Consider the following 18,660-nt stretch of genomic DNA (forward strand, 5'->3'; position numbering starts at 1 on the left):
CCAGCGCCGGGCTACGGAGTGCCGGGCACCGTGAAGGCGAAGCGGATGTACTGCGAGTTGGTGCTGGAGCTATGGGCGACGCAGCTCCGAGCCACGCTCGACGCGGGAATCGCGATGTTGAGTTGCTGCGTGTCGGAGTACGTCACCGTGGCGCTCACCGGCGAGCCATTGCAGACAATCTGCCCCACCGAGAATCCGTTGACGCAGCTGAGCGAGTTGAAGCTCGCCGTCCCGATGCTCGGGTTCGAGCTGGTGAAGTTGGAGTAGTAGAGCTCCAGGTAGTGCAGCCCTCCCGCCGCGCCCCGGTCCACCGCGCTCCCCACCGGAAGGGCGGCACAGGGACACCCCTGGGGACTGGTGTTGGACTGACACTGCGTCGCGTTGACCGTTCCCCCACCGCAGAAGCCGCAGCTCAGGTTGCAGACGAACGCGATGGCGGAGAAGCCCGCGGGGCACCCCAGCCCGCATTGCGTGATGGTTCCGCAGTTGGGCGTCACCGCGCACGTCGTCGCGTTCGAGTTGTTGAAGTTGCAGGCCAGCGCGCCACAGGCGAAGCGATCACAGTAATAGGCCGTGGGATGCTGCCCAGGCGGACAGCCAATGCCACAGATGGCCTGCTCGGAGCTCTCCTCGAAGGACGCCTCGTCCTCCAGGTTGGAGTCGGTGCCGACACAGCCCACCAGGAGAGACGCCAACAGGACACAGCCAAGGTACTTGAACATGGGTGCCTTTCCGCGCGAACGCGAAGGACGCCCGTTCAGTCAATCCCAGCCCGAGCGCCTTAATTCCAATTTATCATGAAATTCAGGCATTCTCCGTTGGAGGGCATTTCCATCAAGCGTTGCGAGGGAGCAGCTCCTGGAGGGCCTCGGCGACGAGCCCCTTCGCGCCCCGCGCCGCCGCCGCCAGCGTGTCGCGGATGCGGCCGAGGGTGGCGGGCTCCACGCCCTCCAGCGCGCTGAGCGCGGCGCCGACCTTGTCCGGGTTCTCGGCGGACGCCAGTTGGGCTGCCAGGAGCGAGGCAGCCTCCTGGGGAGGAGCCCCGACGCGCAGCAGGGCCACGGCGGCGCAGGCAGCCACCGCGGGGCTCTCATCCTGGAGGCGCTTGCGCAGCGCGGCCACGGTAGACAGCGAGGACAGGCGCCCCAGGCCCAGCAGGGACACCGCCTCCAGGCGGACGGGCGGCTGGGGGTCCTCGGCCGTCTTCAGCAAGACGGGCTCCAGGGAGGCCAGCTCCGGGGCGGGCTTGCCCTCTCGGCGGCCCTCTTCCACCAGGCTCCGGAGCGAGGTCAGCGCCAGGTACTGCCGCGTCCCCTCCGCCCGGCTCACCTGGTCGAACAACGCGGGCAGGGCCACCTCCGGCGCGGCGGAGGCGAGCGAGCCCAGCGACTCCAGCGCGGCCCCCGCCACGGACTCCGAGTCGTCCAACACCGTGAGCAGGCGAGGAAGCAATGACACCGCCGCCTTGCCCACGCGGCCCACACAGCCCGCGGCGACTCGACGGACCGAGGCCTTCGCGTGGCCCAGGGCTCCCTCCAGCGCGCTCAGCGGCAACGGGGCTGCCCGGTAGAGGTTCGCGATGAGCAGCGCCGCTTCATCCAGCTCGGGCGCATCAACGTCGATTCGAGCCACCGCGGTCAGCACCGCCTCCAGCGCGGGCTCGGCCAGTTGCACCTGCGGCGGCCACCAGGACGTCTGGAGCAGGCGGAGGATGGGACCGTGGGCGGCCGAGCCAGCCCGGGCCAGCTCCTTCACCAGCAGTTGTGCCGCTCGCTCCCGGACCGCCTCATCGTCCGCGCAGAGCGCCTCGCCCAGCACTTCGAGTGCCGCCGCCACGTCCTTCGGGTTCGAGGTGGAAAGGCGGGATACCCACTCATCCAGGGGACGGACACGGTTCACCAAGGCTCCTCGAAGAGAATCACCCGGGTGGTACCACGGGCGGGTGCGCCGAGGGTGCCAACCGTTCCCTTGCGGCGGAACTGTCCGTCAATCCCCTGCACGCGAGCGATAGGCACGAGGCGAGACGCCGAACGCTCGCGTGAAGCTCGCCGTGAAGTGGGACAGGTCACCGAAGCCGGCCTCCAGGGCGACGTCAGTGACTCGAGCGCGCGTCATCCGCAGTGCCGTCGCCGCCGCTCGAAGCCGCGTGGCGATGACGAACTGTCGAGGCGTCTGCCCTGTCATCGCCCGGAACACGCGCAGGAAGTGGAAGCTCGCGAGCCCCGCGACGTGGGCCAGGGTCTCCAGGGAACAGTCCTCCGCGCTGTGGGTCTCGATGTAGCGCAGGCTCCGCGCAATCCGGCGCGCCTGCGGCTCCGAGACCGCCAGCGACGCCTCCCCCGGCTCACACCCCAGCGTCAGCGCCGTCCCCATCACCGTCAGCGCCGCCTCACGCAGGGCCTCTGGTTCTCCACTCGCCAGGGCGTGATGCGTGAGCAGGACGGCCTCCGCCGAGGCGACCGAAGCGGGGATGCAGACCCGCTCGAAGGGACGCTCGACATGCGCGTGGCGCCCCAGCGAACGCAACGCATCCTCCAACAGCGACTCCGAACAGTCGAACACGATGGAGCGGTCTCCCCCATCATCGACATGTCGGTACTCGTACGGGGCGGAGCGGTTTCCCAGCAGCAATGCTCCGGGCCCCACCACGGCGGCCCCCTCGCGAGCACGGACGTGGAAGACGCCTGACAACACCACGCTGATCCGGACGCGAGGATGCTGACCGCCGAAGGCCGGGCTCCCCGCGCCCTCCTGACAGACACAGTCCCTGACGTCGAAGGCCTCGCCCTGCCCGAGCAGGTGATAGCCACCAGGGCGCCCGGGCAGCGTGGACGGAGCCGACGCAAGATTCCCAAAGTTTCGCCTCATGCCCGGATGCTACCGCTGACCTCCCAACGACGGAATGCACGTCCAGGAGGGACTGACGATGACCGGAAGGCAGTGGATGCGAGGGGTTCTCGGAGTGCTGAGCCTCACGACGCTGGCATGTGGCGCCCATTCGGGACGCACGGCGATGCCTCGCGCCGCCTGTACGCCCGAGCTCTACGGCGCGGGCCTCTTCACCACGGGCGCCTGGGACTTCTTCATGGCCTTCTCGCCAGACCAGCGCCGCGTCCTCTTCGGGAGGGCCGACGACAGCTTCGAGCGGTACACGATGTACGAGACGCGGCTCGGGGACGACGGGGTCTGGTCTCGCCCCGTGCTCCCTCGCTTCGCGGACCAGTGGAGCAACGCGGATCCCCACCTGTCGCCCGATGGGCGTACTGTGTACTTCATCTCCAATCGTCCCCAGCCCGGCGAGCCCGGTCCGCGCGCGTCGTATGACATCTGGGCCGCATCCCTGGGCACGAACGGCAAATGGGAAGACGCACGAAGACTGCCCGCGCCCGTCAACGACGCGAGCCTCGACGAGTGGTCACCCGCGGTCGCCGCCAACGGCAACCTCTACTTCGGAGGCGAGCGCGTGGGCACGCTCGGAGGGAGCGACCTCTGGGTCTCCCGTTGGGTCGACGGCGCATACCAACCGCCAGAGAACCTGGGCGCGGCCATCAACTCCACGGTCCACGAGCTGGAGCCCTGGATTGCTCCGGACGAGAGCTATCTGCTCTTCAGCGCCCTGCGCCGCGCGGACGGGCTGGGAGGTTATGACCTGTTCCTCAGCCGCCAGGTGAACGGCACCTGGGAGCCCGCGCGGCGCCTCTGTGAAGGGCTGAACACGCGCGCGAGTGAGTACAACCACAGCGTGTCTCCCGACGGGAAGTGGCTCTATTTCAGCAGCACCCGCCCCTTCACGGGGGACGTCGGCGAGCGCTTCGACACGCCTCGGGACGATGGCTCGCTCAAAGGCATCGGGAGCGGCACCGGGGACATGTACCGCATCCCCATGAGCGAGCTGGGGCTGTAGGTCAGTCGTTCGGGCATGAGCCTGGGTGAAGACCTGACGAACGAGGCGGCCTCCTCGGAAGGAAGCCGCCTCGCGGCCATGCTCCGTACGCCTACTGCAACGCGCTCGCAGGCAGCTCGACCACGTACGAATCGATGTCCGTGTCGCTGCCATTGCCCCAGTTGGAGTTGAAGAGCACCCGCGTGAAGTCACGGTTGACGCTGGCGACCGGCTCCGTCCAGTAGCCGTTCGAGGCGGTGCGGTGGTGCGCGAGCGTGTAGACCGTCGGATTGGCCTTGAGCTGCACGGCCATCACCTTGCGGTGCAGCCACTGCTGGGCGCCGCCGTAGTCGGCATAGGTGCTGACCACCACCCATCCGGGTTTGGCAAACGCCTTGCCGGAGATGTGCAACGCCGTCGCGGTGCCGCTCACGTACGTCGGGAACAACGCCGTGCGAACACCCGTGCGAATGTTCAGCATGAACACGTCGCCCGCGTTCGATTGGTAGTCGACGGCCACGAAGATGTCGTCGCCATTGGCGTCCAGCGCGATGTCCGAGTGCTCGGACTTCGAGAGCAGCTGAGTCCTCGCGCTGAAGTCGCGCGAGAACGCCGCCGTGCCCCGCGCCCCGTCGCCAGACACCACGCAGTAGTTCCCACTGGGGGTCATGCTCACGTGGTCGGGACGCTCGCCCAGCGTGTCATATGTGCCCAGGATGGTGTTCGTGTCGCGGTCCCAGGTGAACACGCCCACGCTGCTCCAGTCGCTCGTGTCGACCATGAAGCACCAGTAGCGACCATCCGCCGAGGGAGAGCCCTCCGACTTCGTCCAGGCCGCGTTCGCCGTCGGCCAGCGGGCCTTCAACCGCGCGGCAAAGTCCCCCACGACGCGGGTGGCCCCGGTCGTGACGTTCAGCTCGTGGAGCTTCATGCCGACGCCGTTGGTGGGCAGGTAGTACAGCAGGTCCGGGCTCGTCGGGTGCCACTGCGGCTCCGCGTCCCCAGCCGGACCCGACAGCTGCCTCAGCCGCGCACGGGTGTTGGCGTCGTACACATGCCAGGCCCCGTCCAGGGCGTACACCAGCTGCTTCGTGTTGTTCGCGTTGAAGGCCTGACGGCGCGAGTAGTCGTTTCGGGCAAAGCCGGAGACGCCATCCGCGGCGTGGTCGGTGGTCCGTACGAGACACGTCTTGTACGTGGGCTCCGTAACCGCGACGCCCTTGGCGGGCTCCGCCAAGGTGGGAATCGGGTGGGCCTGACGAACGCTGGAGAGCGCGAACCCCGAGGGATAGAACGTGGCACACGCGGGGCTGAGCGCCGGCTCCGGCACCGGCTGAATCTTGCGCTGGCACGTCTTGAACCTGCCGGGCGCCGGGTCCGGATTGAAGAAACAATACACACTGCCCGCGGCCAGCTCCTTCGTCACCCAGGTCTCGCCGAGTCCAAACCTGACGGTCGACGGCTGGGTCAACGTGAACGACTGATACTGGTTCGCGACCGTCTCCCATCCCTCCGGGGCGAGCGTCGAGTCGACCGCCCCGGGGAGTGAGCCAGGAGGCACACCGCCCTCGTCCGCTCCGCCGCCGCAACCCATCAACGCCAGACACACCAATGCCATCACGTCATGCTTCAATGCAGGACTCATGTTGAACGCTCCTCGTTGAGTGGAGACCACGGCACCGCGCCACGCGCGGACACGCGTGGGCCAAGGGTTCGGACTGAAGAAGCGGGCCCCCTACCCGCTCGAGCGCGGGGGCCCCAAGTGCGCCGCGTCGTTACTGCAGCGCGTTCGCCGGCAGCTCGACCACGTACGTGTCGACGTCCGTATCGCTGCCGTTGCCCCAGTTGGAGTTGAAGACCACCCGCGTGAAGTCGCGGTTGACGCTGGCGACGGGCGTCGTCCAGTAGCCGTTCGGCGAGGAGCGGTGGTGCGCGAGCGTGTAGACCGTCGGATTGGCCTTGAGCTGCACGGCCAGCAGCTTGCGGTGCAGCCACTGCAGTGAGCCACCACCGTCGGCATAGGTGCTGACCACCACCCAGCCCGGCCGGGCGAACGCCTTGCCCGAGACGTGCAGCGCCGTCGCGGTGCCGCTCAGGTAGGTCGCGAACAGCGCCGTGCGCACGCCCGTGCGCAGGTTCACCATGAACACGTCCCCCTCGTTGGAGCCATAGTCGATGGCCACGTAGACATCCTCGCCATTGGCATCCAGCGCGAGGTCCGAATGCTGGGAGATGCCGAGCAACTGGGTCCTCGTGCTGAAGTCACGCGAGAACGCCGCCGTTCCCCCCGCCCCGTCGCCGGACACCACACAGTAGTTCCCGCTGGGGGACATGCTCACGTGGTCGGGCCGGTCGCCGTGGGTGTCGTACATGCCCAGGATGGTGTTGGTGTCGCGGTCCCAGGTGAACACGCCCGCGCTCACCCAGTCCGTCGCATCGACCATGAAGCACCAGTAGCGACCATCCGCCGAGGGGGAACCTTCCGCCTTCGTCCAGGCCGCCATCGCGGCCGGCCACCGGGCCTTCAGCCTCGCGGCGAAGTCACCCACGACGCGGGTCGCCCCGGTCGCGATGTTCAGCTCGTGGAGCTTCATCCCGATGCCGTTGGTGGGCAGGTAGTACAGCAGGTCCGGGTTTGTCGGGTGCCATTGCGGCTCCGCGTCCCCGGCCGGCCCCGACAGTTGCTTCAGGCGCGCGCGGGTGTTCGCGTCATACACATGCCAGTACCCGTCGAGGGCATACACGAGTTGCTTCGTACTGTTCGAGTTGAAGGCCTGACGGCGGGAGTAGTCGTTCCGGGCAAAGCCGGAGACGCCGTCAGCGGTATGGTCCGTGGCGCGTACGAGACACGTCTTGTAGGTCGGCTCCGAAACCGCGACACCCTTCGCGGGCTTCGCCAAGGCGGGAACCGCCGGGGCCTGACGAACGCTGGAGAGCGCGAAACCCGAGGGGTAGAACGTGGCACACGCGGGGCTGAGTGCCGGCTCCGGCACCGGGTTCTGCTGCGTCTTGCGCTGGCACGTCTTGAACTTGCCGGGCGCGGGGTCCGGATTGAAGAAACAATACACACTGCCCGCGGCCAGCTCCTTCGTCACCCAGGTCTCGCCGAGTCCGAACCGGACAGTCGAGGGCTGGGTCAGCGTGAACGACTGATACTGATTCGCGACCGTCTCCCAGCCCTCCGGGACGATTGTCGAGTCGACCACTTCAGGGATGGATTCTGGAGGCACGCCGCCCTCAGGCACCGCGTCTCCGCAGCCCATCAAGGCGAGACACACCAACGCCACCGCGTTGCACTTCGAATCAGGATTCACGTTGAGTTCTCCTCGTTGTTTCAACTTCGAAACTTCGACGAGACTATTCGTGAATAATCTGATCTTCAAGTCTTAGCTGTCTTTCTTGGATTATGAGATATGCGTTGTTTCACTCTGCGGAATGACTGTAATTGCCGCCGTGAGACGGGATGCCCGGCGCGACCCTCCGGTTGTGCAACCTGAATCGCAAAGCAAGCGTCAGACCAACCAGGGGGCGCAGCCCACCCCTGTGAAAACAGGTCGCTCATGCCCGGTGCGACAGGATCATGGGGTGGACTGCTCCCCCCAGACTGCCGGGTGGTCCCCTCATTCTCGGCCCCGGCGGCGACACCGGCACGCACGGAACCGCGAATTGCGTCTGACGCGATGTTTACAGCATGCGCATACCAACAGTTTCTGAGATGCATCTCGACAGGGATGACGCTCCAGCAGGCCGGTCCGCCACCAGAACCGTCCGGAGAGTGGGAGTGCCACCACGGGCCCGACTGGCCGGCTGGCGTTCTCCGCACCACCCTGGTCGGCACCCGCCTTCCAGGCGAGGCATGCGAAGCCGCCGGGTCCTGCAAGCGCGCTCGCGAATGAATATCGATTCCAGAGCCCATGTGGATCCAGATCGGAAAGAGCAACTCACCCGATTGCGAAGCCGCCGCCCATGAAGCCATCCAGGAGGCGCTTCGCGAAGGGGATGACGCGCGCTTCGCCCTCGTCCTGTGCACGGACCAGTACGACGCGGCGTCCCTGGCGTCCGCGGTTCAGCGGGAGCTGGGGGATATTCCCTGGGCCGGGTGCAGCGCGGCGGGCGTCTTCGCGGGAGCCGAGCTGTTGCTCCAAGGGCTGGTGGTCGCGCTCTTCCGCGGGAAGGACTTCCAGGTGGGCGTGGGAATGGGCGGGCCCGTCAGCGAGGCCCCCAGGCTGGCCGGACGCTCCGCGGTGGCGCAAGCCGTCGGAAAGCTGCCCCCCAAGCCCCCCGAACATCGACGCGCGTTGATCATCCTCCCAGACGCGCTCAGCGGAAACCCCACCGAGGTCGTACGAGGGGCTCAGCAGGAAGCAGGCGCGGGCATCGGCTGGGTGGGTGGCGGCGCTGGCAACAACCTCCAGCTCGTCAAGGCGGCCCAGTTCACCGAGGGCCAGGCCTACCGGGACCAGGTGGTGGTGATTGCCCTCGACACCCTGGCCCCCATCGGCGTCGGGATTCAGCATGGGTGGCATCCTTACGGCCCACCCACCCAGGTCACGAAGGCCCGAGGAGCGACCGCTGTCGAGCTCGAGTACGAGTGCGCGTTCGAGGTCTACCGGCGCACCGCCGCGAGTCGAGGAGACGTGCTCGACGAAAAGGGCTTCGCGCGCTTCGCGATGACGCACCCGCTGGGGATTCCCCAGGCCAATGGGGAGTTCGTGATTCGAGACCCGCTCGCCGTCGAGCCCGACGGCGCTGTCCGCTGCGTCGCAGAGGTTCCGGACGGCTCGCTGGTCCGGGTGATGGAGGGCGAGCGCGCGGACCTGCTCGACGCCGCGGCCCGCGCCGCCACCCTGGCGCGGGAAGCCACCTCAGGCACGCTGGGCGGCGCGGTGGTGTTCGATTGCATCTCCCGGTACCACATCCTGGGCGAGGAGTTCCGCGACGAACTGGCGCGCTTCCAGGATGCACTCGGGGAGGACACCCCGGTCGTGGGCTGCCTCACGCTCGGCGAGGTGGGGGCCCTGGGGGGAGGAGTTCCACAGTTCCACAACAAGACGGCGGTGGTGCTCGCCCTTCCGGGGTGATGGACCCATGCGGGACATGGTGGACCACGAGGCGAACACGGACCAGAAGCTCACCGAGGAACGCCTCGCGCTCCTGAGTGTGCTCCAGGAGCTCACCGTCGCGGCGCTCGACCTGTTCGATCCGAACAAGTCCGCGGACACGTTCCTGGACCGTCTCGCGGAGCGCTTGAGCTGCACCGTGGCCCTCTGGCTCCAGGAGGATGCGCGGGGGCGGGTCCATCTGCTGGGCGCGAGCGGCCTCTCCGCCGCCTCCCGCCGCCTGCCGATTCCGGGTCCCCTGGAGCAGCCCCTGGCGCCATGCCCCGCCTCGGTGGACCTGCCCTACCCGGAGCTGACCTCGCCGGAACTCGCGTGCTGGTCCGTGCCCGTCATCCCCGGAACGACAGACGCGGGACGCGGAACCAGCGTGCTCCTGCTGTACTTCGACCAGGAGCCTCGGCTGCCGCGCCAGTACCGGGGCATGGTGGAGCGCCTCGGCGGCGTCCTCCGCACCGCGCTCGTCCACCGGCGACTCTTCGCGCGCACCCTGGACAGCGAGCGCGACCTCCACCAACAAAAGACGCTGTGGGAGTCCCTGAGCGAAGCCTCCGTCGAGGGCATCCTGATCTCCTCCCCTGGCGGCGGGACGCTCACGCACAACCGCCGCTTCGCGCAGATGTGGGGACTGGAAGAAGACATTCAATCCGCCTCCCGCGAGGCCTTGCTCCGCGCGATGGCGGAGCGCGTGGAAGAGCCCGCACGGTTCACCGCGCGCTCCCGCGCCTTCTCCGAACACGAGAACGCGTCGGGACAGGACGAACTGCGGCTCAAGGATGGCCGGGTGTTCGAGCAGTACAACGCCCCGGTGGTGAGCGAGGACGGTGTCTATTATGGGAGGGCCGTCTACTTCCGGGACATCACCGCTCGACAGCGCACGGAGCGGGAGCTCCAACGTGAGCGCGACTTCAGCTCCACGGTCCTGGATACGGCCCGCGCGCTGGTGATTGTGCTGGATCCAGAAGGGCGCATCGTCCGCTTCAACCGGGCGTGCCAGGAGGTGACGGGCTTCTCCTTCGAGGAGCTCCGCGGTGCGTATTTCTGGAAGCGGCTCCAGCCTCCCGAGGAAGCCGCGCGCGTCGAGACGGACTTCGCCGTGCTGGCCTCGGGCATGGGGAACGAACAATACGAGAGCTTCTGGCTGACGCGGGACGGAGAGCGGCGCCTCATCTCCTGGGCCAGCAACGTGCTGCGTGGCGAGACGGGAGAGATTGAGTATGTCATTGGCACCGGCATCGACATCACCGAGCAGCGCCGGGCCGAGCAGGAGCGCGACCAGACGTTCCAACGCGAGCAGCAGGCACGCGCCAGGGCCGAGGAGCAGGAAGGGAGATCCGCGTTCCTGGCGACGGCCTCCGGAATGCTCGCCGGCTCGCTGGCCCCCGAGGACTCCTTGCGGAGCGTGGCGGAGCTGACCGTCCAGCGGTTCGCGGACTGGTGCGCGTTCGATCTCCTGGAGCCGGATCACACGGTCCGGCGAATCACGCAGGCCCAATCCGAAGCGCTTCTCGCCAGGTCCCCGGCAAAGGTCTATCCGCCGCCACCCGACCTCAAGGCAGCGCAGGGCCCTGGCAAGGTGCTGCGCACCGGCGAGCCGGCGTTCTTCCCGATGGGAGACACCTCGGCGCCCTCGGGAGACGTCCCGTTCCAGTCCTGGATTTCAGTGCCGCTGCTCGCCCGGGGCCGGACGCTCGGCGCGCTCACGCTCGCCCGCGAGTGCGAGGGCTGCCAGTACGGCCCGGCGTCGCTGGTCCTCGCCCAGGAGCTTGCCCGCCGCGCGGCGATGGCCGTGGACAATGCCCGGCTCTATCAGCAGGCCCAGACGGCGATCGGCCTGCGCGATGAGTTCCTCTCCATTGCGTCCCACGAGCTGAAGACCCCGGTGACGTCCCTTCAACTGTCAGTGCAGGGCCTGCTGCGCCTCGCCCGGCTGGGGACGCTCCGTGCCGCGCCGATGGAAACCGTGGCCCACTCGCTCGAAACCATCGAGCGACAGGCGAAGCGGATGGCCAAGCTCGTCACCACGCTGCTTGATGTCTCACGCATCCATGCGGGGCGGCTCGACCTCGAACTCGAGGAGGTGGACCTCGCGGCGCTGGTCCGCGACATCGCGGCCCGCTTCGCCCCCGAGCTGGCCACCTCGGGAGCCCGGCTTCGAGTGCATGCCGACACGCCGATGCCTGGCGTGTGGGACCGCTCACGGCTCGATCAAATCGTCACCAACCTGCTCGCCAACGCCATCAAGTACGGCGAAGGAAGGCCCATCGACATCGTGGTCGAAGGCAACGCCGCGACAGCGCTGCTGGAAGTGAGGGACCAGGGGATTGGAATCCCACCGGAGCGACAGACGCGAATCTTCCGGGCTTTCGAGCGTGCGGTGTCGTCGCGACATTACGGAGGTCTGGGATTGGGCCTCCACATCGTGAGCCAGCTCGTCGAAAGGCTGGGCGGGTCGGTTCGGGTCGAGAGCGAGGCTGGACGTGGGTCCACCTTCACGGTGGAGCTTCCGCGTCAGGGCCCTCCCGTGCCCCCGTTCACCGCGAGCCGTGGGGCGCCAGGTCATGTCTGACGGATGCAAGCGGCGTAAGTAGGAGAAGATGAGCGCCATCTGCACCATGGCAAGGTTGTTGACGGCGAGCTTGCCGTAGCGCGTGCCAGTGGTTTGCTTGTCCTTGAGGTGCCCGAAAGCGCGCTCGATGACATTGCGCTGGCGGTCGAGGCCCGGGTCGAATCGAGCACGGCACCGCGCCGCCGCTTGATGGCGAAACCTCGGGACGCCCTGCGGAACCGGGGCAACTTCAATCAAGCACGCGCGCATCTGCCCCGAAAAAGAATGTTGGAGGTCGGACGGAGTCGAAGTGGACGCGGCTGCACGGTTGCAAACGGTTGCGTCATCGTCTGCCAAAGCGCGGCCTCGAATCGGCGCGGGGGGAGCCCATGAGTCTGAAGACAGTGACGTGGATGGCGGTCCTGATGACCGCATGCGCATCCATGCCGGAGCAGGTCGGCGACGCAGCGTTGCTCGACAATGGCGTGGAGGACTCCGCGGATTCCTGCGCCAGGTCGGCAGCGTCCGGGGAGGAAGGCGGATGCTATGCGCCCGCCTGTGGCGAGGAGGCGTGTGGACTGTTCCGATGCGAGGACCTCGCGTCGCCTCCGCTCGCGCTGCGGTTTCCACCCGCGCAGACTGGCGGCGCTACAGCCCGCATTCAGCGGTACTGGGGTGGCGCAGTGCCGTTACCAGGGCGGCAGCCCGTCTTCGTCATCCCATGGTACCAGCGCGAGGAGCTGCCGAGCGTCAAGGCGGCGCGGAAGGCCATCGCCGAGTGGACGAGGAGGCCGAAGGAACGTCACCACATCTTCCCCCGCGCCTTCGCTGGGTACTTCGAGTTCGTCGGCATCAACATCCACCAGTACACTCTGCTGGTCGCGGTCGATGAACACCATCGAGTCCACGCGGGCGAGAATGGTGGCCCGTGGAATCGGGACTGGAGGAAGTGGATTGATGCGAACAGGTTCACGGCCACGCGCGACGACCACTTCAAGCAGGGGGCGCGGATGATTTCAAAGTATGGGCTCATCGGAATGCCAATGACGTACTGGCAGACCCTGCGGCTGTACTCCGCCGGAGAATGAGTGATGCGGTACTACACACTGCAGGAACGCGAAACGGTGCGGTGGAGTGGGGGGTACGACATGGGCAGGCGCTGGCAGCTGCCCGGCGTTTCGTGCCCCACATGCGGCAACACGTGGGGAGGAGGAGGCTACGACTACCCAGCAGTGGATTTGTCGAAGCTCGGTGGGGGAGCAAAGGCCCTTGAGCGCCCACGGTGCGTCCCGTGGGCCGAATTCACGGCGCTGCGAGCGAACGTGTTGCCGCTGGTGCCGCGCGGCGCGGTGGTGACGCCGGGGTCGGGCTTTGGCCCGTTGACGGGGCGGGCACAGGGACGGTTCGGTCCCGTGAGCGTCCACATGCCGTGGACACTGCTGGTGCGACCGGACGTCGTGCGGTGTCTCGACGGACTGACCGGAGCTGTCCCGGTCCCAGCGACTTTCCGGCGTGCTCGGAGCGACGGCGAACTGTTCGAGTTGCAGGTGATGCCGGGCGGCAAGCTGGTTGGCGAGGACCGCCACAAGCCGTGCACGACCTGTGGACGTGCCAGTTGGGTCCTTCCGCCGCCCGAGAGGCGGCGCCTGGCTGTTCCACCATCGACCGATTTCGCCCGAGCAACAGCGAGTGTAGTGGTTGTAAGCGAACGTGTTGTTGAGCAGCTTGAGCGGCAGTTGGAAGAGTCCGACGTCGTCGCGCTCGATGTGAGTGGCTCACCAGGGTACGCGAGGCGGTCCAACGTCGTCCCGCCCGCATGATGTCGGGGACTGAAACGGTGCCGCTGCTCTGGAAGGTGGCCGACCACTCACGCGGACATTCCCAGGGACGGGAGCGACGTCGCATCGCCCCTGCGCACGGCTCCGGGTGACACGCCCATGAAGCGCTTGAACGCGCGACTGAAGGCCGCTTCGGACTGATACCCCATGCGCTCCGCGAGCTCAGCCAGCCCGGGGCGCTCCTCCTTCAGTGCCGTATGCGCGACGTACATCCGCCACCGCGCGAGGTAGTGCATGGGCGGCTCGCCCACCATCCGCGTGAAGCGCGCCGAGAACGCCGAACGGGACATCGCGACCCGCGAGGCCAGCGAGGCCACCGTCCACGGACTCGTCGGCTCGCGGTGGATGAGCGCGAGCGCGCGCCCCAGTTCGGGGTCCTGCAGCGCCCCCAACCAGCCCGTGCGCGCGCCGGAACCCTGGGCCATCCACTCTCGGAGCGCCTGGACCACCAGCACGTCCGCGAGCCGGGTGATGACCGTCTCGCCTCCGGGCCTCAACTCCTTCGCCTCGTCGGCGATGAAGCGCAACGTGCTCTGGAGCCAGTCCATGCGGGGTGAGCCCGAAGGCTCCACGCGGATGACGCTCGGCAGCAGCGTGACGAGGTGCCGGGCGGCGGGATGGTCCAACCGCACGACCCCACAGATGAGCGTCGTGGGTGCCCCTCCTCCACCGTGCCGCAGGACGGAGTAGCGCTCGCTCACGAGTTCCTCGGGGAGCTCCTCCAGCTTCCGCGTCGGCCCCCCTCGCTCGCTCGACACGCGATGTCCCTCGCCATGAGGCAAGAGCACGAACGTGCCCGGCTGGAGCAGCTGGTCTTCCACACCATCGACCTCGAGCCAGCACTGTCCCGACGTCACGACATGGAACATCAGGCTGCCCTTCATCACCGGCAGCGCGAGCCCCCACGGCGCCGTCAGCTCCGAGCGGCAATAGAACGTGCCGCTCATCCGCAGGAAGTGCAGGGCCTCGCCGAGCGAGTCCACCGAGGGCATCAGGTTCTTCATGTCCCGAGTATCCGCCCCCACCCTCCCCGTCGTCCACCCCAGTCTGGACGAACGAGCATGAATCAGCGACTTCGCATCATTGAGGGTCCTGCCTCGTGCCCCGATATTGGACTCCAGGCAAGCCAATGCCACGGGGCTGATGGCCCCAGGGAGCACACATGTTGACGGTGATGGGAGCGACCGGGAACACCGGCAAGAAGGTGGTGGAGTTGCTGCTCGCGGCCGGGCAGGACGTCCGAGCATTGGGCCGCTCCGAGAGTCGACTGGCGGAGCTCGCCGCGCGCGGCGCGCAGGTGCTCGTGGGAGACCCGGGCGACGCCGCGTTCCTGGCGAAGGCCTTCGCCGGCGCCGAGGCCGTCTACACGCTGCTGCCGGCGGACCGGGAGTCGCCGGACTACCACGGGGACCAGCGGCGCAAGGGCGAGGCCATTGTCCAGGCCCTCCGGGACAGCGGCGTGCGACACGTCGTCGCCTTGAGCAGCCTGGGCGCGGAGCAACGGGAGGGGACGGGGCTGCTCGCCACGCTCCATGCGCAGGAGGAGCGCCTGAAGACGCTTGCGGACACGAACGTGCTGCTGCTGCGTCCGGTGTCCTTCTTCGAGAACTTCTTCGATGCGCTCGCCGTCATCGAGCACCAGGGCGTCAACGCGGACTCCGTCGAGCCGGACCTCGCCGTTCCGATGATTGCGACCCGGGACATCGCCGACGTCGCGGCGAAGGCGATGCTGCATCGGGACTGGAAGGGCCTCACCATTCGGGAGCTGCTGGGCCCCAGGGACCTCAGCTATCGCGAGGCCACCCACATACTCGGAGCGCGCCTGGGCAAGCCTGGGCTCGAGTATGTCCGGCTCGCCCCCGCGGAGATGACCCAGGCGCTCGTGCAGGCCGGAATGTCAGAGACGTTCGCCGGGCTCTATGTCGAGATGACCCTCGCCTTCAACGAAGGACGCGTCAGGCCTCGTGCGGGGCGGACCGCGCACAACACGACACCGACACGGTTCGAGGACTTCGTGGAAGAGCTCGCGCTCGCCGCCACGACGAAGTGAATGGAGACGGGACGGATGATGGAGACGGTGCTGCGAATCCTGACGTGGGTGTCCGTGCTCGGCTGCGGGCTGATGGCGGGCGTGTTCTTCGCCTTCTCGACGTTCGTGATGAACGGCCTGGCACGGTTGCCCGCGGCGCGGGGCATCGCCGCGATGCAGGCCATCAACGTCTCGGCGGTGTCGGGCCTGTTCATCGCGGCGTTCATCGGCACCGCGCTGACCTGCGCGGGATTGGTGCTGTCCTCGCCAGGCACCTGGAGTGACCCTCACTCGCGAGAGCGGCTCCTGGGAGGCGCCATCTTCCTCGTCGGCTGCTTCGGGGTGACCGCCGCGTTCAACGTGCCGCGCAACGACGCGCTGGCCGCGCTGAACCCGGACAGCGCGGACGCCGCGCTCCACTGGGCACGCTATGTGTCCAGTTGGACCGCGTGGAATCACGTGCGGACGGTGGCGTGCCTCGCGGCGACGGTGCTCCTGACGCGCGCGCTCCGCTGAAGACTCTCGACTCGCGCGCTGGCGACGTGGGAACCCCGCCCCGTCGCCAGCACCCGTCAGTCGATCTTCGCCACGCGGCTGCGGTCGCCGAGGAACTCCTCGACACCGTGGGCAATCGCCTTGGCCACGTCCGTCTGGTAGGCGCTGGTGGCCAGGCGCTTCTCCTCGTCCAGGTTGGACAGGAACGCGGTCTCCACGAGGATGGCCGGCATCTTCACGCCGAGCAGCACGTAGAACAGGGCCTCCTTGTGGCCCAGGCCCTTGATGTCCGTGTATTTGGTCGACAGGGACGTCACCAGGCTGCGCTGCACCTGGTTGGCGAGCCGCGAGGACTCCTCGGTGTTCGCCTTCGTCGCCAGGTCCGCCAGGATGAACTGGAGGTCGCTGATGCCCTTCTCGGACGACGCGTTCTCCCGCGCGGCCAGCCGGATGGAGTACCGGTCCGCCGACGTGTTGAGCGTGTACGTCTCGATGCCGCGCAGCTTCCGGCTCGTCGCCGCGTTGCAGTGGACGGAGATGAACAAGTCACCCCGCTCCGTGTTGGCGAACTTCGCGCGGTCCTCCAGGCGGATGAAGCGATCATCCTCTCGCGTCAGGACGACTTCCAACCCGCGCTCGCGCAGCTCGTCCGCCAGCTTGAGGGAGATGGAGAGCGCCACGTCCTTCTCGCGCGTCCCCTCCTTGCCGATGGCGCCCGTGTCGTGACCGCCGTGGCCCGGGTCGATGACCACGCGCCGCACCTTGAGGCCCAGCTGCTCCGCCAACGTCAGCTCCGCCCGGCGCGACTGCTTCGCCACCGCCTTGAGCCGCGCCTGCGCGACCTCGTCATCCACGGGACGGGTAATGGGCTTGGGCGGCTCGACCACCGCGGCGGCGGCGACCTCGATGCTCTTCGGCGCCACCTCGGCCTTCGGCTTCTCCGCGACAGTCGACATGGCCTGGACGGGCTCGGCCTCCGGGCGACGCTCCTGCGGACGCGGCGTGGAGACCTTCGACGAGGCCACCTCGACCGGAGCCACCACGGGCTTCGACGCCACGGCGACAGCGGGGGCCTTGGAGGACTGCTCCTTCGCGGCCAGCGCGGCGGCGACGGCTTCATCCAGCCCCTTGCCCTCACCGGACGACTCACCGCTCACGGGAGCGCTGGGGTCCAGGCGGGGAATCATCGGGGACGGCTCGCGTGCCAGTTTCTCGATGGCGCCCACCAGCGCGGACGCCGGGCGCTCCGACGGCGTCTCCACCCGAGCGACCGCCGTGGCCTTCTCCTCCTGCACGGGCGTCTTGTTCGGCGCCGGCGTGGCGGCCTTGCCGCGCGACGGAGCGGGCGCGACGGGAGCGCCCTTGGGCGTCGGCAGCGAAGCCAGCAGCGTCTTCATCTCCTTCGCCTGGTCGCCCTTGCTGTTGAGGGCGAGCATGTCCGCCAGGACGCGGCGCGCGTCCTCGGGCCGGTCCATCCGGTGGACGTGGATGCGCGCCAGCGCCAGCGCGGCGTCGTCCGCCAGCCGGTGCTTGGGGTAGTCGCGGCTCAGCTTGTCGTAGTCGGCGATGGCCGACTTCAGGTCCTCTTCGACGAAGGAGATGCGGCTGAGCTCCTGGAGCAGCTCGCCCGCGGTGAAAAGGGCGTCGGGCGCGCGCTCGGACTTGGGGTGGCTCTTCGCCACCGCCTCGAACTTGTGCACCACGTTGAGCCAGTGGTGGCGCAGCTTGCGCCGGGCCGCGTCGTCCTTCAGCGCGTAGTACGCGCGGCGAGCCCCCTGGTACGCGGCCTCCGCCTCATCCCGCTTCGCGGCCCCCACCGTGCCCGGGACGAGCAACAGCAGCATGGGCAGCGCGAGCAAAAGGCGTGGGCACATGAAGAACCTCCGGCGAACTGGGAGCTACAGGCGTGTGTCACACGGCCCCACGTCACCGGCAAATTTTCGGCCCCACCCGTCAGCTCAGCGCAGCCAGCCGAGCACGCCCGCCAGGTCCTGGTCGATGACCCGCGCCCAGCCGGGCTCCCGAGGCACCACCGCCGCGAGCACCTTCGTCCCGTTGCGCACCGGCGCCCGGCCCGGACGCACCCGCGCGCGGACCTCTAATTTGACGTCCTGCCGGAAGTAGTGGGCGGGGAAGACCACCTCGCCCCGAGCCTCCGGCAAGGGCGCATCCGGCGTGAGCCACACCAGCGCGCCCAGTCGCAGCGGCTCCACTTCCGAGCGCACCAGTCGCCGGGCCTCGCGGGTGAACATGGCCACCGCCCCGAGCGCGCCCAGCCCCAGCCCAAATGGCAACCACCCCATGCGGGAGGCCCGGGTCCGCGCGAAGCCGGCTTCACGGGGACTGCCCGGCGCGGCCGGGTCCACCAGCAGCTTCACCACCGCGCCATGGCCCAGCCCCTCCGCGTACTCCGCGAAGGTGCGGACGTCCGACACGGAGTGCTCCACGTTCTGGAAGGTGTAGAGGACCTCGAGCAGGCCCTCGGCGCCGTCGCGCTTGTCCGTCGGGGGGAGCCGCGTGGCGACCAGCACCCCGTCCACTTCCTCCGCCCGCGCGTTGAAGCCGTGCTCCTCCACGAAGAAGCGGCCCGCCCAGGTGGCCCCGGCGCCGAGCAACGCCATGAAGGCCAGCCCGAGCACGGCATCTCGCGCGAGACGACCCACCGCGCCGGGAACCTGCGTCAGTCGCACCTTTCGAGGTGCATGAGGAATGGCCAGCTGCATTGGGCCGACAGCCTACACGTGATCCGC

The 18,660-nt window shown here is 68.2% G+C and carries 15 protein-coding genes; 7 read left to right on the plus strand and 8 right to left on the minus strand.

Annotated features, from left to right (window positions below):
* Positions 1-11 precede the first annotated feature (11 nt).
* The 3 genes from HR086_RS04655 to HR086_RS04665 form a co-directional block, all read right to left on the minus strand.
* On the minus strand, positions 12-722 hold the full coding sequence (locus HR086_RS04655; protein ID WP_174464389.1) for a hypothetical protein: 711 nt from the start codon (positions 720-722) through the stop codon (positions 12-14).
* Positions 723-834: 112 nt separating this feature from the next.
* Positions 835-1,899: a HEAT repeat domain-containing protein gene (locus HR086_RS49525; protein WP_174464969.1), complete on the minus strand. Its 1,065-nt coding sequence runs from the start codon at positions 1,897-1,899 to the stop codon at positions 835-837.
* 87 nt (positions 1,900-1,986) lie between these two features.
* Positions 1,987-2,868 carry an AraC family transcriptional regulator gene (locus tag HR086_RS04665; RefSeq protein WP_174464970.1) on the minus strand — a complete coding sequence of 294 codons (882 nt, stop codon included), beginning with the start codon at positions 2,866-2,868 and terminating at the stop codon, positions 1,987-1,989.
* A 76-nt stretch (positions 2,869-2,944) separates the two neighbouring features.
* On the opposite strand from HR086_RS04665, the gene HR086_RS04670 reads away from it, so the two are divergent.
* Positions 2,945-3,904, plus strand: a complete 960-nt coding sequence (locus HR086_RS04670; protein ID WP_254626173.1) for a Xaa-Pro aminopeptidase — start codon at positions 2,945-2,947, stop codon at positions 3,902-3,904.
* Positions 3,905-3,995: 91 nt separating this feature from the next.
* On the opposite strand, the gene HR086_RS04675 is transcribed toward HR086_RS04670, so the two are convergent.
* Positions 3,996-5,528, minus strand: a complete 1,533-nt coding sequence (locus HR086_RS04675; protein ID WP_174464972.1) for a hypothetical protein — start codon at positions 5,526-5,528, stop codon at positions 3,996-3,998.
* A gap of 130 nt (positions 5,529-5,658) precedes the next feature.
* The gene (locus HR086_RS04680) at positions 5,659-7,197 is read right to left on the minus strand and encodes a hypothetical protein (protein ID WP_373564259.1); all 1,539 of its coding nucleotides are present in this window, start codon (positions 7,195-7,197) and stop codon (positions 5,659-5,661) included.
* 600 nt (positions 7,198-7,797) lie between these two features.
* Here HR086_RS04680 and HR086_RS04685 point away from each other — a divergent pair.
* The 4 genes from HR086_RS04685 to HR086_RS49710 all read left to right on the plus strand — a co-directional run bounded on the left by HR086_RS04685 (position 7,798) and on the right by HR086_RS49710 (position 13,368).
* Positions 7,798-8,964: an FIST signal transduction protein gene (locus HR086_RS04685; protein WP_174458309.1), complete on the plus strand. Its 1,167-nt coding sequence runs from the start codon at positions 7,798-7,800 to the stop codon at positions 8,962-8,964.
* Between the two features lie 7 nt (positions 8,965-8,971).
* Positions 8,972-11,569, plus strand: a complete 2,598-nt coding sequence (locus tag HR086_RS04690; protein WP_254626174.1) for an ATP-binding protein — start codon at positions 8,972-8,974, stop codon at positions 11,567-11,569.
* 368 nt (positions 11,570-11,937) lie between these two features.
* Positions 11,938-12,636, plus strand: coding sequence for a TIGR02269 family lipoprotein (locus tag HR086_RS04695; RefSeq protein ID WP_174464385.1), 699 nt, complete (start codon positions 11,938-11,940; stop codon positions 12,634-12,636).
* Positions 12,637-12,639: 3 nt separating this feature from the next.
* A complete protein-coding gene (locus tag HR086_RS49710) occupies positions 12,640-13,368 on the plus strand; it encodes a double-CXXCG motif protein (RefSeq protein ID WP_174464384.1) in 729 nt (242 codons plus the stop codon).
* A 47-nt stretch (positions 13,369-13,415) separates the two neighbouring features.
* Here the strand turns inward: HR086_RS49710 and HR086_RS04705 are convergent, their stop codons facing one another.
* Complete coding sequence (locus HR086_RS04705; RefSeq protein ID WP_174458306.1) at positions 13,416-14,390, minus strand: AraC family transcriptional regulator; 975 nt, start codon at positions 14,388-14,390, stop codon at positions 13,416-13,418.
* Between the two features lie 158 nt (positions 14,391-14,548).
* On the opposite strand from HR086_RS04705, the gene HR086_RS04710 reads away from it, so the two are divergent.
* Positions 14,549-15,436 carry an NAD(P)H-binding protein gene (locus HR086_RS04710; RefSeq protein WP_174458305.1) on the plus strand — a complete coding sequence of 296 codons (888 nt, stop codon included), beginning with the start codon at positions 14,549-14,551 and terminating at the stop codon, positions 15,434-15,436.
* A 15-nt stretch (positions 15,437-15,451) separates the two neighbouring features.
* Positions 15,452-15,931, plus strand: coding sequence for a DUF1772 domain-containing protein (locus tag HR086_RS04715; protein ID WP_174458304.1), 480 nt, complete (start codon positions 15,452-15,454; stop codon positions 15,929-15,931).
* A gap of 56 nt (positions 15,932-15,987) precedes the next feature.
* Here the strand turns inward: HR086_RS04715 and HR086_RS04720 are convergent, their stop codons facing one another.
* Together HR086_RS04720 and HR086_RS04725 are read right to left on the minus strand one after the other, a co-directional pair.
* Entirely contained in the window at positions 15,988-17,784 is a 1,797-nt protein-coding gene (locus tag HR086_RS04720; protein ID WP_174464973.1) for an N-acetylmuramoyl-L-alanine amidase, read from the minus strand.
* A gap of 84 nt (positions 17,785-17,868) precedes the next feature.
* On the minus strand, positions 17,869-18,633 hold the full coding sequence (locus HR086_RS04725; protein WP_174464974.1) for a DUF3592 domain-containing protein: 765 nt from the start codon (positions 18,631-18,633) through the stop codon (positions 17,869-17,871).
* Between the last annotated feature and the right edge of the window lie 27 nt (positions 18,634-18,660).

This window comes from Myxococcus sp. CA039A, from assembly GCF_013336645.1.
GTDB lineage: Bacteria > Myxococcota > Myxococcia > Myxococcales > Myxococcaceae > Myxococcus > Myxococcus llanfairpwllgwyngyllgogerychwyrndrobwllllantysiliogogogochensis.

What these genes read in the sequence shown, in the direction of transcription:
- HR086_RS04655 (WP_174464389.1), bottom strand. Translation starts at nt 722, where the DNA reads ATGTTCAAGTACCTTGGCTGTGTCCTGTTGGCGTCTCTCCTGGTGGGC.
- HR086_RS04665 (WP_174464970.1), bottom strand. Translation starts at nt 2,868, where the DNA reads ATGAGGCGAAACTTTGGGAATCTTGCGTCGGCTCCGTCCACGCTGCCC.
- HR086_RS04670 (WP_254626173.1), top strand. Translation starts at nt 2,945, where the DNA reads ATGCGAGGGGTTCTCGGAGTGCTGAGCCTCACGACGCTGGCATGTGGC.
- HR086_RS04675 (WP_174464972.1), bottom strand. Translation starts at nt 5,528, where the DNA reads ATGAGTCCTGCATTGAAGCATGACGTGATGGCATTGGTGTGTCTGGCG.
- HR086_RS04685 (WP_174458309.1), top strand. Translation starts at nt 7,798, where the DNA reads ATGTGGATCCAGATCGGAAAGAGCAACTCACCCGATTGCGAAGCCGCC.
- HR086_RS04690 (WP_254626174.1), top strand. Translation starts at nt 8,972, where the DNA reads ATGCGGGACATGGTGGACCACGAGGCGAACACGGACCAGAAGCTCACC.
- HR086_RS04695 (WP_174464385.1), top strand. Translation starts at nt 11,938, where the DNA reads ATGAGTCTGAAGACAGTGACGTGGATGGCGGTCCTGATGACCGCATGC.
- HR086_RS49710 (WP_174464384.1), top strand. Translation starts at nt 12,640, where the DNA reads ATGCGGTACTACACACTGCAGGAACGCGAAACGGTGCGGTGGAGTGGG.
- HR086_RS04705 (WP_174458306.1), bottom strand. Translation starts at nt 14,390, where the DNA reads ATGAAGAACCTGATGCCCTCGGTGGACTCGCTCGGCGAGGCCCTGCAC.
- HR086_RS04710 (WP_174458305.1), top strand. Translation starts at nt 14,549, where the DNA reads ATGTTGACGGTGATGGGAGCGACCGGGAACACCGGCAAGAAGGTGGTG.
- HR086_RS04715 (WP_174458304.1), top strand. Translation starts at nt 15,452, where the DNA reads ATGATGGAGACGGTGCTGCGAATCCTGACGTGGGTGTCCGTGCTCGGC.
- HR086_RS04720 (WP_174464973.1), bottom strand. Translation starts at nt 17,784, where the DNA reads ATGTGCCCACGCCTTTTGCTCGCGCTGCCCATGCTGCTGTTGCTCGTC.
- HR086_RS04725 (WP_174464974.1), bottom strand. Translation starts at nt 18,633, where the DNA reads ATGCAGCTGGCCATTCCTCATGCACCTCGAAAGGTGCGACTGACGCAG.